The sequence below is a fragment of the Chitinophaga sp. genome (genome assembly GCF_039596455.1).
GTDB lineage: Bacteria > Bacteroidota > Bacteroidia > Chitinophagales > Chitinophagaceae > Chitinophaga.
Window position 1 is genome coordinate 1,500,492 of sequence record NZ_JBCNJR010000001.1, and the last position, 15,830, is coordinate 1,516,321.

A 15,830-nucleotide genomic window follows, 5' to 3' on the forward strand; every position below is an offset into this window, starting at 1 on the left:
TTTTTTGTGATATTATTTTTTGCGCAGATCAAATGTTGAAGCGGTTCAAACAATGGGCAGTGAGAAGAAAGTGGTGGCTGGCTGCAGCGGCAGTGCTGCTGGTGGCGTACTATTTCATGCTGCCCCGCCAATTGTTTACCGCGCCTACTTCTTATGTGATCGAAGATGTAAAGGGAGAGCTGCTGAACGCCGCTATTGCGGCAGACGGGCAGTGGCGCTTCCCGGCAGACAAAACGGTGCCTGATAAATTTGCGAAGTGTATTGTAGCGTACGAAGATAAACGTTTTTATTACCACTGGGGTATAGACCCGCTGGCCGCCGGCCGCGCGCTGAAGCAGAACATGGGCGGCGGCAAGGTGGTGAGCGGCGCCAGCACCATCACCATGCAGGTGATACGCCTGTACCGCAACAAACCGCGTACCCTCTGGCAGAAGCTGGTGGAAATGGTGCTGGCCACGCGGCTGGAATTCAGGTATTCCAAAAAAGCCATCCTGGGCCTGTACGCAGGCAATGCTCCTTTCGGCGGCAATGTGGTGGGGTTGGAGGCCGCATCGTGGCGGTACTACGGCCGCAAGCCGGATCAACTCTCCTGGGCAGAAATGGCCACCCTGGCCGTATTGCCCAACAGTCCAGCCCTGATACACCCCGGCCGCAACCGCCAAACGTTGTTCGAGAAAAGGAATTTGCTGCTGGAAAAGCTGTGGCGGAACGGTACCATAGACAGCGCTACCTGCGCCCTTTCTTCCGCAGAACCGTTGCCAGACAAGCCGCATGCCCTGCCGCAGGAAGCGCCTCACCTGCTCTACCGTTTCCGGCAGGAAAGAAAAAGCGGCAGCACACGCCTGCGCACATCCCTGGAAGGCGCGCTGCAACGGAATGTGAATGACATCCTGTACCGCCATCATCTTCAGCTCAAGGCCAACGGCATCAACAACGCCGCCGCGCTGGTGCTGGACGTGGAAACCGGCCATGCGCTGGCCTACGTAGGCAACGTGTACAACCCGGATAACCCGGAGCTGGAAAGTTATGTAGACATCATACAGGCGCCCCGGAGCCCCGGCAGTACGCTGAAACCGCTGCTGTATGCCGGTATGCTCAACGACGGCCTCATACTGCCGCATACCCTGCTGCCGGACGTGCCCACGCAAATTGCGGGCTACACCCCCCAGAACTTTGACCGCAATTACGACGGCGGCGTGCCCGCTTCCCGCGCGCTGGCCCGCTCCCTCAACATCCCGTCTGTGCGCATGCTGCAGCAATACCGCGCAGAGCGGTTCCTGGTGTTGCTGAAGCGCCTGGGCATTACTACCATGAACAAACCTGTGGCCCACTACGGCCTGTCAATGATATTGGGCGGCGGTGAAACCACGTTGTGGGAGCTGACCGGCGTATACGCCAGCCTGGCCCGTACCCTGCTGCACCAGGAGCAATACAACGGGAAGTATGATGTGGATGATTACCATGCCCCCGGCTACCGCCCTGATGAAACGCTGCCCTCCCGCCAGGCCCCCGAAAAATTCGGGGTGCTGGACGCTGGCGCCATCTGGTACGCTTTTCAGGCCATGGAAGAGGTCATGCGCCCTGGTGAGGAATTTATCTGGCAACACTTTGCCTCTTCCCGCCCTATAGCCTGGAAAACCGGTACCAGCTTTGGGTTCAGGGATGGCTGGGCCATTGGCGTAACCCCGCAGCATGTGGTGGGCGTATGGGTAGGCAATGCAGACGGCGAAGGCCGCCCCGGCCTCACCGGCGTATCTACCGCCGCACCGGTCATGTTCGATATTTTTCGTTTGCTCCACACCGTTAGTTCATTTTCCGCACCTGCAGACAAGCTGCATAATATAGCCGTATGCCGCCAGAGCGGCTACCGCGCAGGGGAGTATTGCACGGAAAAAGACAGCCTGGCCGTTCCCGCTGCAGGCCTCCGCTCCGCAGTATGCCCCTACCACCAGTTGATACACCTGGATGCCACCGGCCGCTACCGCGTAACGGCAGACTGTGAGCGCCCGGAGCTGATGCAGCACCGCCCATGGTTTGTACTGCCGCCTGCCATGGAATATTTTTACAAAGCCACGCATACCTACGAGCCCCTGCCGCCCTTCAAGCCCGGCTGCATCTCCGCCCCGGAGGCCCGCTCCATGGAGTTGATCTACCCGCGCGCGCATGCACGCATCTATGTGCCCATTGAGCTGGACGGCAGCCTTGGTGAAACCGTGTTCAAAGCCACGCACCGGCAGCAGGGCGCAAAGATCTTCTGGCACCTTGACAATAAGTTTGCGGGCACTACATCTGATTTTCATCAGCTGTCACTAAGGCCGCAGCCGGGGAAGCATACCATTACGCTGGTAGATGAAGAGGGTGAGCAGGTGGTGCAGGAGTTTGAGATTTTGGGGAAGGAGACCAGTAAGTTGCCATAAAGTTATTAAGGGAAATTTCTACCATATTATTTCACCCCTATCACAGATAATTTTCATCTATAATAACGGCAAACATTGAATGTCGTTAAAAAAGAAAATTATGGTCAGACGGAGGGAAATAATTGTAAATAATACCGTTATCTGTATAGTCAACCACAATAATGATGACTATATTTCACTTACAGATATGGTGCGGGATATGTCCTCCAGCAATGTTATTATCGGCAACTGGCTTAGGAAGAAAGATACTATTGAGTATTTAGGCCTATGGGAGCAGCTTTATAATCCAAATTTTAAACTCATCGAATTCGATGAGTTTAAAAATGCTGCTGGAACGAACAGATTTGCATTATCTCCTCAGCTCTGGATAAGCAAAACTAATGCTGTTGGGATTATTTCAAAATCCGGCAGATATAGTGGCGTGCCCAATTTCCGGATGGCATGCATAAGTGTAAAACTATACGTGATTGCGCGGATACACATCAGTTAATAGTTTTATCAAACCTGGAAAGCCTGAATGCCACATTCATACGGAAAGGGATCGAAAAGAAAGAGAGGTATGATTTAATGCGCGAAGCCGCTCTCAATCAACTGGAATCTTTAAAAAAAGCAATAGCTGATCCCAAAACCATTGAAAGTCCAAATAAAAGAACTTCTCAATAGTTATACTTCTCCTTCCACAACGCCTTCAGATACTTCCGCAATTCATCCTCCCGCGCGTTCTTCCCCGGATCATAGAATTTCATGCCGCTGATCTCTTTCGGCAAATATTCCTGCGGGGAAAAGTTGTTCTCATAGCTGTGAGAGTACTCATAGCCTTTGCCATAACCCTGCTGTTTCATCAGCTTGGTAGGCGCATTGCGGATGTGGAGCGGTACGGGCAGGTCCCCGGTTTGGGATACCACGCTTTGCGCGTTGCCTATAGCCATGTAGGAGGCATTGCTTTTGGGGGAGGATGCAAGATAGGTGGCGCATTGCGAGAGAATGATGCGGCCTTCCGGGTGGCCTATCATGTTCACGGCGTGGAAGCAGCTGGTGGCCAGCAGCAGGGCGTTGGGGTTGGCGTTGCCGATATCTTCAGAGGCCAGTATCACCAGGCGGCGGGCAATGAACTTCACGTCTTCTCCGCCCGCCAGCATGCGCGCCAGCCAGTATACGGCGCCGTTGGGATCGCTGCCGCGGATGGATTTGATGAAGGCGGAAATGATATCGTAGTGTTGTTCTCCTGCCTTGTCGTAAATGGCTACCCTTTGCTGGGCAATGTCCATTACTTTTTCATTGGTGATGATCACGGGGTGCTCGTCCTGCAGCGTGTCTACCACCAGTTCAAAGAGGTTGAGCAGCTTGCGTGCGTCTCCGCCGGAAATATTGAAGAGCGCTTCTGTTTCGTTCAGTTCAATGGTTTTGGTGGCCAGCCATTCATCTTTGGCCATGGCCTGCTCCAGGAGCTGTTTAAGCTGCGGCTCGTCCAGCGGTTTCAGTACGTATACCTGGCAGCGGGAGAGCAAGGCCGCGTTCACTTCAAACGAAGGGTTTTCCGTGGTGGCGCCAATGAGGGTGATAATGCCTTTTTCCACCGCGCCCAGCAGCGCATCCTGCTGGGATTTGTTGAAGCGGTGTATCTCGTCTATGAACAAGACGGCATGCCGTGATTTGGCGAGATCAATTACTTCGCGGATGTCTTTTACGCCGGAAGAAATAGCGCTGAGCGTGTAGAAAGGTACCTGCAGGGTGTGCGCAATAATATTGGCAATGGTGGTTTTGCCCACTCCCGGCGGGCCCCAGAGTATCATGGAGGGCACTTTGCCTTGTGCCAGCGATTTCTGCAGGATGCTGCCCTGCCCGGTAAGATGTTCCTGCCCTACAAGATCGTTCAATGTGGCGGGCCTTAGTCTTTCTGCCAATGGTGCTCGCATGGTGCTGGTTATTCTTCAGGAAATGAATCAATATCAGTGTTGTCTGCATACAGCTTTTTCCACCTGTTCAGGAATACGCTGCTCAATACGCAGTTTACCGCAATTGCCAGGCCATGTATGAAAGCCAGCACGGTCACAAACTTGCGGATGGCGTTCACCAGCTCCAGGGGGGCCTGCTGGCCGCTCAGCGCGTTCTGGTCCATCATCTTCATAAACTCGTTATCGGAAATGCTCATGAGGAACATGATATTGCGGAATACCAGCATAGCGTAGATAAAGCTCAACACGCTCATCACCATCAGCAAGGTGGGGAAATTGCGCGGCAGCGGTATGGTGGGCCTTACCAGTGACCTTTGCAGGCGAAGGCAGAGAATATTATGGTACAGTACGGCGCCCAGCACCAGCAGGGAGATCAGTACGGAAGACATAGACGGCGCTACTATCATGGCCATGGCTACAAAAAGCATAAAAAATCCCACCACTACCAGGTTTCCATAGGTCAGAAAGCGGAAAAGTCCGAATGAAAAAGCCATACTTGAATTGTTTTGTCCCTGCAAACCTACGAATTATCCCCCTACGCCGGGTTAAAAATCAGGAGCTTCCGGTGGGGGCCGGGGCCACTTTTTCACCCGTTTATCCATCACTTTTAGCAGTAAGTGCCAAATGTTCAATAAATTTAAGCTGCTAAACCTGATTTATATGTACAACCAACGTTCCGCAGGCCGTGCAGTGGTAGCGGGCATTTTGCTGGTGGCAACGGCCGCAGGCGGTGCCATGGCCCAATCTGCCAAAGTACCTGCATTCGATGTTTCTTCAATAGACCGTAAAATTCAGCCCTGTGCTGACTTTGACGGTTTCGCCAACGAAAACTGGAAGAAGGCCAACCCCATACCCGGTACAGACAGCCGCTGGGGCGCATTCAATATTCTTGACAAGGAAAACAAGGAAGTGCGCCTTAAAGGCATTATAGCAGCCATTGCCCAAAAACAGGGGCTGGCAAAAGGCACGGAAGAGCAGCAGATAGCGGATTACTACGCTTCTTTCCTGGATACCGTTACCATTGAAAAAAGAGGCATCAGTCCCCTGAAGCCTTACCTTGACAAGCTGAACAGCGTGAAAGACCTGGCCGCTTACGCCAAAGTGGCGGGCGAGCTGCAGAACCTGGGCGTGAGCACCTGGGCGGGCTTTGCCGTAGAGGCGGATGCGCGCAACAGCAAAATGAACGTGCTGTACGGCGGGCAGGATGGCCTGAGCCTTGGAGAACGCAGCTATTATGACCGTGAAGATGAAAGCACCAAAAACGTACGGAAAGAATTTGTGGCGCACGTCAATAAAATGTTCGCCATGGCAGGTTTTCCGGAGAAAGACCCCGGACAAACCATTCTGGCCTTTGAAACCGCGCTGGCCAAGCTGCAGCTGACCAACGTGCAGCTGCGTGACCCGGTGAAAACCTACAACAAGATAGGTTTCCGCGAGCTGAACACGCTGGCCCCGGAGTTTGACTGGGCCAGCTTTACCAGCACGCAGGGCATTGCGTCAGATTCTGTGGTGCTGCAAGACAAGCCGTACATTACCAATGCGGCCAAATTGCTGAAAAGCACGCCCGTCGAAACCCTGAAAACCTATTCCAAATTCCAGCTGCTGACCTCTTTTGCCGGTTACCTGCCCAAGAAGTTTGACGATGAGAATTTCCGCTTCTTCGGTACCGTCATGACGGGCCGGAAGGCGCAGCGCGCACGGCCGGAGAGGGCCATCCGTTCTACAGACGCCACGCTGGGCATGCCTTTGGGCAAGCTGTTCGTGAAGCAGTATTTTCCTGAAAGCAGCAAGCAGAAAGTGTCTGCCATGATAGAGAACGTACGTACGGTATATGGGGAAAGAATTGACAAGCTCACCTGGATGAGCCCCGCCACCAAACAAATGGCGCATAAAAAACTGGCCGCCTTCACTTACAAGATAGGTTACCCTGACAAATGGAAAGATTATTCTGCTATCAACATACAAAAAGACAAACTGGTAGAGAATATTATCAGCGCCGCGGCTTACCGTGTAGCGGAGCGCAATAAAAAGATAGGCAAGGAAGTAGACCGCTCTGAATGGTACATGACGCCGCAAACAGTGAACGCCTACTACAACCCGTTCAACAATGAAGTGGTGTTCCCCGCAGGCATCCTGCAGCCGCCTTTCTTCAACCCCGATGCAGACGATGCCATTAACTACGGCGGCATTATAGCCGTGATAGGCCACGAGTTCACGCATGGTTTTGACGACCAGGGCTCCCAGTTTGATGCAGAAGGCAACCTGCGTAACTGGTGGACGGAGGAAGACCGCAAAAACTTTGAAGGCCTGGCCAAAAAGTACATCGATTATTTCAGCGGGCTGGAGCCGCTGCCGGGTTTCAAGATCAACGGAGCCCTCACCATCGGCGAAAACATTGCAGACCTGGGCGGCCTTACCCTGGCCTATTACGCCTTGCAAAAGTCGCTGGAGGATAAGCCCGAGCCTGCGCTGATAGACGGCTTTAACTGGAAGCAACGTTTCTTCCTGGGCTGGGCGCAGGTTTGGCACGCCAATATAACAGACGCCGGCCTTCGCAACCAGATACAGACAGACCCTCACAGCCCGGAGCGCTACCGCGTTAACGGGCCCCTGCCGCATATGTCGGAGTTTTCCAATGCCTGGAGCTGCGGGGAGGGCGGCAAAATGGTATTGCCGGCCGCAGAGCGTGTGGTGATCTGGTAAACAACCGGTTATAAAGATATGGAAGGGCTGAAGGCTACGGCTTTCGGCCCTTTTTGCGTAGTTCTACGATGCCAATTTCCAGTAGTACTACGCTTTCAGGAGTAAGCTGAATAACGGAAATTTGGGGAGGATCAAAAAGGTGGTCCAGCGCCGGTTGTGATGCGCGATTATCCCGGATGAAATAACACTGAATTTGCACAACCGGCCGTGCCGTCCGGCCTGTCCGCCGTTGTAACCCCAATTCCAAGGAGCCGGTGCAGGTCCCGTACAACCTGTACCGGCTACCAACGGTGCCGCTTTTAGCCTTATTTTTGCAGAAGATATGACCCCTACAGAACAACCGATACTCCTGCTGGGCGGCACCGGCCGCCTTGGCCGTGAGATTGCCGCCACGCTTTATGCGCACGGGTATGAAACCCATGCCCTGGTGCGCAATATGGCGCGCGCCGGCTCCATCCGCGGGCTGGCCAAACATATTACCAAAGTACAGGCGCTGCAGCCGGCCCACTTCCGTGGTATGGACACCGTAATATCCGCCCTGGGCAAAAGCATCAGCCCGCTTGACAGAGGGCGTTTTTCCTTTGCACAGGTAGATGAGGCCATAAACCTGGCCGCTATTAAAACTGCCGTGGAAGCCGGTGTGCGCAAGTTCATCTATGTGTCTGTATACAATGCGGAGCGGCTGACCCACCTGGAGTATTGCCGCGTGCATGCCAGCGTAGAAAAGGCGCTGGCCGCCAGCGGGCTGGAATATACCATCGTAAAGCCGGTTGCGCTTTTCAGCGCCTTCCGGGATTTGTATGACATGGCGCTGAAGGGCCGCCTCATGAACATGGGCAAGGGCGCCTGCAGGATCAACCCCATTCATGAAAAAGATGTGGCGCGCCTTTGTGTGCAGGCTATTAACGGCCACCGTAAAAGCATCAGCGCGGGCGGCCCTGTGGTATACACCCGCGCCGAGATCAACGAAATAATTGCGGCCGGCGCCGGCCGGCAAAAGCTGCGCAGCATGCCGGCGTGGCCGGTAAAAGCGGCCCTGCCCCTGATGCGCCTGGCTGATGCCAATCTTTACCATAAAATGAAATTCTTCGTCAAAATGATGGAAGAGGACGTGATAGCCCCGGTAGAAGGGCATTTACGCCTGGAGACCTACATAGACGTTCTGTCAAAGTCTACCCGCCGGTTCTGGGACTTACCCTCCGGTGTCTGATAAATTCGGTTAAATAGTATCAGCAACCGGCAATTATCTGGCAATACAATTTTGCAGCCTTTCTTATTCTTGTGCAAAATTACCACGGTATGAGAATTTCAGATTGTAAAAAAGCGTTGTTCCTAACCTGCGGCCTGCTTGCGGCTGCCTGTACAACAGCCATGGGCCAGCAACCGGACCAGCTTTGGGGTAAGGAAGCGGAAGCCGGTAAAGGAGAAAAAACCAAATGGTTCACAGATGCAAAGTTCGGGCTCTTTTTACATTGGGGCCCATATTCCCATTTTGGCGGCGAGATACGCGGGAAGCGGTATTATGGCATTACAGAATGGATCATGCACCGTGACAAAACGCCCGCTGCGGAGTACGCCAAACTGGCCGCTGGTTTCAACCCGGTTGAATTTGACGCGGAAGAGTGGGTAGACATTGCAAAAGCCTCCGGCGTAAAATACATTGTGCTCACCTCCAAGCATCACGACGGTTTTGCCATGTTTGATTCCAAAGTGACAGACTTTGACATTGTGGACGCTACTCCTTACAAAAAAGACCCCATCAAAGCCCTGGCCGCCGCCTGCAAAAAAGCAGGCATCAAGCTGGGCTTTTATTACTCCCAGTACCAGGACTGGCATGAGCCTAATGGCGGCGGCAACAGCTGGGACTTTGATCCTAAAAAGAAAGATTACAGCGCTTATTACCGCGGCAAGTCATTACCGCAGATCACAGAGCTGCTCAGCAATTACGGAGACCTGGGCATCATCTGGTTTGATACGCCCGGCAATATGAGCAAGGAAGAATCTGCCGCCTTCCTGGAAAAGGTGCACCAGTTGCAGCCCGGCTGCCTGGTGAGCAGCCGCGTAGGCAACGGGCTGGGAGACTTCAAGGATTTCGGGGACGGCGAAGTGCCGCCGGGCGTTGTAAAGGGAGCCTGGGAAGCCATTTTCACGCATAACGACAGCTGGGGTTATTCCGCTTTTGACCAGAACTTTAAAACGCCGAAAGAAATGATACGGCTGCTGGCAGAAGTGGCTTCCAAGGGCGGCAACCTGATGATGAACATAGGGCCCATGGGCAGCGGCAAGTTCCCGGAAATGTCAGAAAGGTATTTCAGGGCTGCCGGCGCCTGGCTGAAACGCAATGGTGAAGGCATTTACGGTACCACTTATGGACCCATTCCCCCGCAGCCATGGGGCGTAACCACCGCCAGGCCCGGCAAGCTGTACCTGCATGTGTTTGAACGGCCACGCAACGGGCAGCTGCTGGTGCCCGGCTTTACCGCCAGGGCCACCCGGGCAGATATACTGAGCCTGCCCACCAGGCGGGGCCTGGCCGTCACCCAGCGGGGGAAAGATGTATTGATACAGTTGCCGCCTGTATTGCCTGATGACCGTAACACCGTGATAGTGCTGGATTACAAGGGCCAGCTGGAAGAGCAGACGGCCCTGCCTGTTACCATAGACCCTAATTTTAAAAAGATCAGCCTGCCCGCGCAGGATGCCAAAACCAATGGCAACGCCAAAACCACCCGCTTCACGCACCGGTATTATTTTGGTGACTGGAAACACGCCATTTGCCTCGTAGGCCAGCAGGCACCTGAAGACGAGATCAGCTACCGCCTGCGTTTTACCGCTCCCGGAGATTATAAGATCAGCCTGCAGTATTCCGCAGACAGTTCTCACGAAGGCCGGGAAGGCTTGCTGGAGCTGGCTCCGCCAGACGGGCCGCAGCAAAGCTACCCCTTCCAGGTGCTGCTGAGCGGCAAATTTGATCATAACAAGCCACTGTTGTTCCTTGACCAGGCCGTAGCCGTGGTAAATGTAAAAACGCCGGGAGAATGGACGCTGAAGGTGCGCCCGCTGCGCAATGCCGGGGAACTGTTCCGCCTGCGGCAGATCAACGTGGAGCCGGTGGAGTGATTTTATTGCCTGCATCATAAAAAAGCAGGCCGCTTTTGGAAAATTGCAAATAATTCCTATTTTTGCAGCCCTGCAAGAGCAGGTGAGGTGCCTGAGAGGCCGAAAGGAGCAGTTTGCTAAACTGTCGTACGGGTAACACTGTACCGCGGGTTCGAATCCCGCCCTCACCGCTGATAAAACAAGAAGAAGGTGCCTCAGATATTGGGGCACCTTCTTTAGTTAGCCCCGGGTAATTTTTTTTCATTGATCCGCTAAAAAGCGTAAGTTAGCGGCCATTCAGAGGGGAATAGCAGTTTTTCACGTGATGGAATAACGGAACATCAGCCAAAGTTCACATTTTTATAATACGGCATTTAAAGCCAGATTTGCGAGGGTTTTTAATTTTGCCTTTCTGCTTGGCAATCAAACGGGTTTCAAAATCTTGCATTTTTCTATGGATGAGCGTTTACTCTTGCGCCAGATCGCATCAGGGAATGAGCGGGCCTTCCGTATCATTTTTGACAGATACCGGGCAACCATCTATACCTACGTTTTGAAAATTATCAAATCAGAACAGAAAGCGGAAGAAATTTTACACGATACATTTCTCAAGCTCTGGCAGCAACAAAATACAACGGAAATAGACAACGTGGAAGCTTACCTGCGGGTGGTAGCCCGGAACGCTACGCTTAAAGCGCTCCGGAAAAGCGCGCTGGACGCAAAAATGGCGCTCGCCGTTCAAACGGACGCCGCCAGCGCTTACAGCGAATCCGAAGAAACCTTCATCGGGAAGGAAGCGGAGCAAATACTGGCCCAGGGCATCAGTTTATTACCGCCCCAGCAAAAGCTGGTATACGAGCTTTGCCGCTTCAATGGCCTGAAATATAACCAGGTAGCCGAAAAATTGTCCATCTCTCCCCTGACCGTAAAAACACATATGCAGCACGCCCTGCGCTTTCTCCGGCAGTATTATCTTGATAAGCAGATCAGCATCATCCTGTTGCTGTACCTGCTGTCGTAGCGTGCGGGAAATTTTTTTCATTCCTGACTACTCCATCTGCATTTCCCGGGGATCTTTATAGTATACGGGGAAGCATACACCCTTAAAATATTCAAACAAAGATGAGCGAGCGGCTGAAACTCCTTTATCAACGATACCTCAATGACGACTGCACACCGGAAGAACTGGATGAGCTGCGGGAAATGCTGGCCCTGCCGGAGCACCAGCAACAGCTGCAAGCGCTCATGGACCATACATGGGAGGAGGTAAAGGGAGGCGTTCAGCAGGATTTGGCGGATGAGAAAGCGCGCGGCATCTTTTCGGACATTGTACGGCACAAAAAACGGCGTCCCGTAGTGCGGCTGTGGCTGCAGGCGGCTGCATCGGTGGCCATTATATTGCTGGCGGGTTATTACGTGCTGCATAGAGCAGGGCAAAATTCCCGGCAGCAAGGCTCTACGGAACTGGCCATGGCGAACGATGTGGCGCCGGGCTCCGACAAAGGAAAGCTGCTCCTGGGAGATGGCGCCGTCATAGACCTGGAAAAGGTGAATGAAGGACAGATATGGAAGAATCCCACCGTGGAGATCATCAAGAAAAAAGGAGAACTGGTATTTGTAGCCAATAAAAACGCCGCCGCAACAGACACCATCTGGAACGTGATCACCACGCCCAACGCCGGGAAATATATGGTAGTGCTGCCGGATCAGACGAGAGTATGGCTGAACGCCAACTCCTCCCTGCGCTTTCCGTCCGCATTCTCCGGCAAGGAAAGAAATGTGACGCTCACCGGCGAATGCTACTTTGAAGTAGCAAAGAACAGGCACGCGCCGTTTAAAGTCCATGTAAGGAACACGGTTGTAGAAGTGCTGGGAACGCATTTCAATGTCATGGCGTACGAAAATGAACCATCCGTCAATACAACACTGCTGGAAGGCTCTGTGAGAGTGAGCAACGGCCGGCAGTCCAAAGTGATCGTGCCCGGCCAGCAGGTAGCTTCCACGGAAGAAAGCCTGCAGCTTTCCACAGCAGACACCGAAGAAGTGATTGCCTGGAAGAACGGCCTCTTCCAGTTTAACAGCGCCGGCCTCGCATCCATCATGCATCAGCTGGAACGGTGGTACGACGTAAAAGTGGTCTACAGGAACAACTTTACCGGTAAACGGTATACAGGGTTGATATCCCGGCAGACCAATCTCTCGCAGGTACTTAAAATGCTGGAACTGGCGGGAGGCATTCATTTTACCATAGAGGGCAAAACAGTTATCGTTTCATCATAAGTAGACCGGTTTCTAAAGACGGCCTGATTTCCAAAAAATAATATTTATACAAAATGAAGCTTTTGATCATGTCATTAGCCGCTATGTGCATGCTGTCACATACCGCAGCGTTTTGCCAGAACATTACGCTCGGAAGGAATAATGCAACGCTTAAAGAAGTATTCAAAGACATTCGCGAACAAAGCGGCTATTTCTTTATCTATGATGATGCGATCCTGAAAAACACGAAGCCGATATCGATCCGTGTTGACAACCGGCCGCTGGATGAAGTGCTGAAGAAGTGCCTGGAAGGACAGCCGCTCACCTACGAGATAGTGGCAAAGACCATTGTAGTGCGGCCCGCCAAAAGCGGCCCGGCCACGCAGCAAAAAGGTGTGCTGAAAGGAAGGGTCACGGACGCTGAGGGGCACCCGCTCGCGCGGGCTACTGTAGCGGTGGCCGGCACTGCCACGGGGGCGCTGACGGATTCCAGCGGGTATTACAGTCTTGCTTTGGAACAAGGCACGTACGATATTATAGTCAGCTATGTGGGGTATGACAAGGTGACCCGTTCCCGTGTGCAGGTCAGCAGCGCGGTACAGGTGCTTGATATCAGCATGAGCAGGAACACCCAGCTGCAGGAGGTGGTGGTGTCTTACGGCAGGCAGCGCAGCCGCGAAGTAACAGGCGCTATTGCGCAGGTGAACGCAGACCAGCTGCAGGATATGCCGGTTACGCAATTCTCGCAGCAGCTGCAGGGCAAAGTGGCCGGCGTGCAGATCAACCAGGTGTCTGGCCAGCCCGGCAGGGGAATGGCCTTCCGCATACGCGGCGCCGCTTCTTTAACCGCCGGTTATCAACCGCTATTTGTGGTGGATGGTATCCCGATCACAGGCGATATCAATAATATCAACCCCGCGGAGATCGAAAGCTACACCGTATTGAAAGACGCCGCCGCGGCGGCGCTGTATGGCTCTCGCGCGGCGAACGGCGTGGTGCTGATCACCACGCGGCATGCCAAACCGGGTACAATGCAGGTGGATTTCAACGCCAATTACGGCATTCAGACCATCCCCATGGGCAAGGTACCGAAGATGATGAACGCGAGGGAATTTGCTGCTTTTTATAATGAGCTGTATGAAGACAAGCGGAAGTATGAAAACTCCAACGCCCAGGTGCCCGAAATTTACACCAACCCCGAACGCTACGGCGAAGGCACCAACTGGTTCGATGTGGTAACGCGGCAGGCGCCCATCCAGAACTACGACATTGCCGTGTCGTCCGCCACCGCCAGGTCGCGCTCCACCGTAATTGCCGGGTACCAGCGGCAGGAGGGGGTGATGGTGAATACCGGCACGCAGCTCTTTTCTTTCCGCATTAACCAGGACTTTCATCTGAATGACGATAAGCTGAAGATCGGGTTCGGCCTTGCACCCAGCTACCGATTCGATCATAATAACCGCATGAGCACAGACGGCCTGGCCGGTTTGTTCCAATGGGCGCTGGAAGCTAGTCCGCTCGCCCCCGCCGTGAACCCTGACGGCAGCTATCCCATTCATGCCAACACCGCCGGCATGGTCACCAACGTCAACCCATACGCACAGCTGATGCTGGTAAAGGACGATTATAAAACCAGCCGCCTGCTGGGGAATGCCTATCTTGATTATGAGTTCCTGAAAGGGCTTTCTTTGAAAACGAACATTGCGGTAGACAAGGGCAATGAAACAAGGAACCGCTTTGCGCCGTCCACTATTTCCACCACTTCCATTGCCACCGGCAACAGCAACTCCTGGGACAATTATTCCTGGACGGCGGAAACCAACCTGCAATACAGGCTGCTGCTGAAAGACCATTCCTTTGAGGCGCTGGCCGGCTATTCGGCGCAGAAGTACGAAGGAGAAAGCAGTGGCATCAGCGCGCAGAACTTTCCGGACGATGAAATAAAATGGATCAGCGTGGCTACCAATATCACCGGCGCTACCAGCAACTACACCGCTTATTCCCTGCTGTCCATGATCTCCAGGCTGAACTACGCTTATAAAGGAAAATACCTGCTCTCCGGCGCCATCCGGCGCGATGGCTCCTCCCGCTTCGGCTCCGCCAGGCGGTACGGTAACTTCCCGTCCATATCCGCCGGCTGGATCATCAGCGATGAAAACTTCATGCGGAAGGCTTCTTTCCTGAACCTGTTAAAGCTGCGCGGCAGCTACGGCATCACGGGAAATAACTACTTCGGTAACTATACGCATATTTCTACCATAGGGCAATATAATTATGTAGTGAACGGCGCTGTTGACTTCGGCGCCACAGTGAACAAGCTGGGCAATTCGGAACTGGCCTGGGAAAGGAACAAGCAGTTCAATATCGGACTGGATGTAGTGGCATTCGACAACCGCGTTTCTTTTACATACGACTACTACCGGAAAACATCGGACGGCATGATCCAGGAGCGGAAGATCCCGCGTTCTTCAGGCTTTACCTCCATCAACTTCAATACCGGCGTATTTGAATTCTGGGGGCATGAGCTGACGCTGAATACCGTTAATATCGACGGCAGGCTGAAATGGACTTCCAACCTGAACCTGGCCTTCGAGCGGAACCGGATAAAATCGCTGGTAAGTCCCGGGTTCATTGCCTCCAGTTCCAGCATTACCGGAGACTATTACCGTCACCAGGTAGGGCGCAGCATTGGCGAGTTCTATGGTTTCGTGAACCTTGGTTTCTATAAAGATGCGGCTGATCTGGGCAGCTCCCCGCAATACCAGACCGGCAATTTCCATTCTGATGTGGGAACGATAAAGATGAAAGATGTTTCCGGCCCTAACGGTGTGCCGGACGGTATTATCGACAATATCAACGACCGCACGTTCATCGGAGATCCCACGCCTGATTTCAGCTTCGGCTTCACCAACAATTTCACTTACGGCAACTGGGACCTTAATATTTCCATGGCGGGCGCTGTGGGCGGCAAGATATTGAACGTTGCCAAGTGGACGCACATGGCTAACCTGGACGGTGCGCGCGGATTGCTGGCGGATATAAAGGACCGCTGGCGCTCCGAGGAAAACCCCGGCGCCGGCATGTACCCGCGCACAAAAGCCAACACCACCGTGCTGGCCCGGTACGCCAATTCCCAATGGGTGGAAGACGGCACTCACCTCGCTATTAAGAACATATCGCTCGGTTACACCTTTGCGCTCGGCAACCAGCTCCTGCTGAAAAACCTGCGCGTATATGCTTCCGTTCAGCAGGCGCTTGTATGGTCCGCCTACTCCGGCATGAACCCGGAGATCAGCCTGAGCGGCCTGGACGCTACACGCGGGCTGGGTGTGGACGTGATGGCCTACCCGGTGCCCCGCACATTTTCTCTTGGTATTAATGCAAGATTCAAATAAAG

Annotated in this window: 10 protein-coding genes and 1 tRNA gene; 9 read left to right on the plus strand and 2 right to left on the minus strand. The window is 53.5% G+C overall.

Annotated features, from left to right (window positions below; genetic code table 11):
- Positions 1 to 32 precede the first annotated feature (32 nt).
- Positions 33 to 2,417, plus strand: coding sequence for a penicillin-binding protein 1C (pbpC, locus tag ABDW36_RS06285; protein ID WP_343701025.1), 2,385 nt, complete (start codon positions 33 to 35; stop codon positions 2,415 to 2,417).
- Positions 2,418 to 2,517: 100 nt separating this feature from the next.
- Entirely contained in the window at positions 2,518 to 2,907 is a 390-nt protein-coding gene (locus tag ABDW36_RS06290; protein ID WP_343701026.1) for a KilA-N domain-containing protein, read from the plus strand.
- A gap of 166 nt (positions 2,908 to 3,073) precedes the next feature.
- Here the strand turns inward: ABDW36_RS06290 and ABDW36_RS06295 are convergent, their stop codons facing one another.
- Positions 3,074 to 4,333, minus strand: coding sequence for a replication-associated recombination protein A (locus ABDW36_RS06295; protein WP_343701027.1), 1,260 nt, complete (start codon positions 4,331 to 4,333; stop codon positions 3,074 to 3,076).
- Between the two features lie 8 nt (positions 4,334 to 4,341).
- A complete protein-coding gene (locus ABDW36_RS06300; protein WP_343701028.1) occupies positions 4,342 to 4,866 on the minus strand; it encodes a hypothetical protein in 525 nt (174 codons plus the stop codon).
- 166 nt (positions 4,867 to 5,032) lie between these two features.
- On the opposite strand from ABDW36_RS06300, the gene ABDW36_RS06305 reads away from it, so the two are divergent.
- The 7 genes from ABDW36_RS06305 (at position 5,033) to ABDW36_RS06335 (ending at position 15,828) form a co-directional block, all read left to right on the plus strand.
- Positions 5,033 to 7,075: a M13 family metallopeptidase gene (locus ABDW36_RS06305; RefSeq protein ID WP_343701029.1), complete on the plus strand. Its 2,043-nt coding sequence runs from the start codon at positions 5,033 to 5,035 to the stop codon at positions 7,073 to 7,075.
- A 322-nt stretch (positions 7,076 to 7,397) separates the two neighbouring features.
- Positions 7,398 to 8,285, plus strand: a complete 888-nt coding sequence (locus ABDW36_RS06310) for an NAD(P)H-binding protein (protein ID WP_343701030.1) — start codon at positions 7,398 to 7,400, stop codon at positions 8,283 to 8,285.
- A gap of 89 nt (positions 8,286 to 8,374) precedes the next feature.
- The gene (locus tag ABDW36_RS06315) at positions 8,375 to 10,195 is read left to right on the plus strand and encodes an alpha-L-fucosidase (RefSeq protein ID WP_343701031.1); all 1,821 of its coding nucleotides are present in this window, start codon (positions 8,375 to 8,377) and stop codon (positions 10,193 to 10,195) included.
- 81 nt (positions 10,196 to 10,276) lie between these two features.
- Positions 10,277 to 10,365: transfer RNA gene (locus ABDW36_RS06320), tRNA-Ser, on the plus strand.
- A 263-nt stretch (positions 10,366 to 10,628) separates the two neighbouring features.
- Positions 10,629 to 11,195, plus strand: a complete 567-nt coding sequence (locus tag ABDW36_RS06325) for an RNA polymerase sigma-70 factor (protein WP_343701032.1) — start codon at positions 10,629 to 10,631, stop codon at positions 11,193 to 11,195.
- 101 nt (positions 11,196 to 11,296) lie between these two features.
- Positions 11,297 to 12,454, plus strand: a complete 1,158-nt coding sequence (locus ABDW36_RS06330; protein ID WP_343701033.1) for a FecR domain-containing protein — start codon at positions 11,297 to 11,299, stop codon at positions 12,452 to 12,454.
- Between the two features lie 68 nt (positions 12,455 to 12,522).
- On the plus strand, positions 12,523 to 15,828 hold the full coding sequence (locus tag ABDW36_RS06335; RefSeq protein ID WP_343701034.1) for a TonB-dependent receptor: 3,306 nt from the start codon (positions 12,523 to 12,525) through the stop codon (positions 15,826 to 15,828).
- Positions 15,829 to 15,830: the final 2 nt, after the last annotated feature.

What these genes read in the sequence shown, in the direction of transcription:
- pbpC (WP_343701025.1), top strand. Translation starts at nt 33, where the DNA reads ATGTTGAAGCGGTTCAAACAATGGGCAGTGAGAAGAAAGTGGTGGCTG.
- ABDW36_RS06290 (WP_343701026.1), top strand. Translation starts at nt 2,518, where the DNA reads ATGGTCAGACGGAGGGAAATAATTGTAAATAATACCGTTATCTGTATA.
- ABDW36_RS06295 (WP_343701027.1), bottom strand. Translation starts at nt 4,333, where the DNA reads ATGCGAGCACCATTGGCAGAAAGACTAAGGCCCGCCACATTGAACGAT.
- ABDW36_RS06300 (WP_343701028.1), bottom strand. Translation starts at nt 4,866, where the DNA reads ATGGCTTTTTCATTCGGACTTTTCCGCTTTCTGACCTATGGAAACCTG.
- ABDW36_RS06305 (WP_343701029.1), top strand. Translation starts at nt 5,033, where the DNA reads ATGTACAACCAACGTTCCGCAGGCCGTGCAGTGGTAGCGGGCATTTTG.
- ABDW36_RS06310 (WP_343701030.1), top strand. Translation starts at nt 7,398, where the DNA reads ATGACCCCTACAGAACAACCGATACTCCTGCTGGGCGGCACCGGCCGC.
- ABDW36_RS06315 (WP_343701031.1), top strand. Translation starts at nt 8,375, where the DNA reads ATGAGAATTTCAGATTGTAAAAAAGCGTTGTTCCTAACCTGCGGCCTG.
- ABDW36_RS06325 (WP_343701032.1), top strand. Translation starts at nt 10,629, where the DNA reads ATGGATGAGCGTTTACTCTTGCGCCAGATCGCATCAGGGAATGAGCGG.
- ABDW36_RS06330 (WP_343701033.1), top strand. Translation starts at nt 11,297, where the DNA reads ATGAGCGAGCGGCTGAAACTCCTTTATCAACGATACCTCAATGACGAC.
- ABDW36_RS06335 (WP_343701034.1), top strand. Translation starts at nt 12,523, where the DNA reads ATGTCATTAGCCGCTATGTGCATGCTGTCACATACCGCAGCGTTTTGC.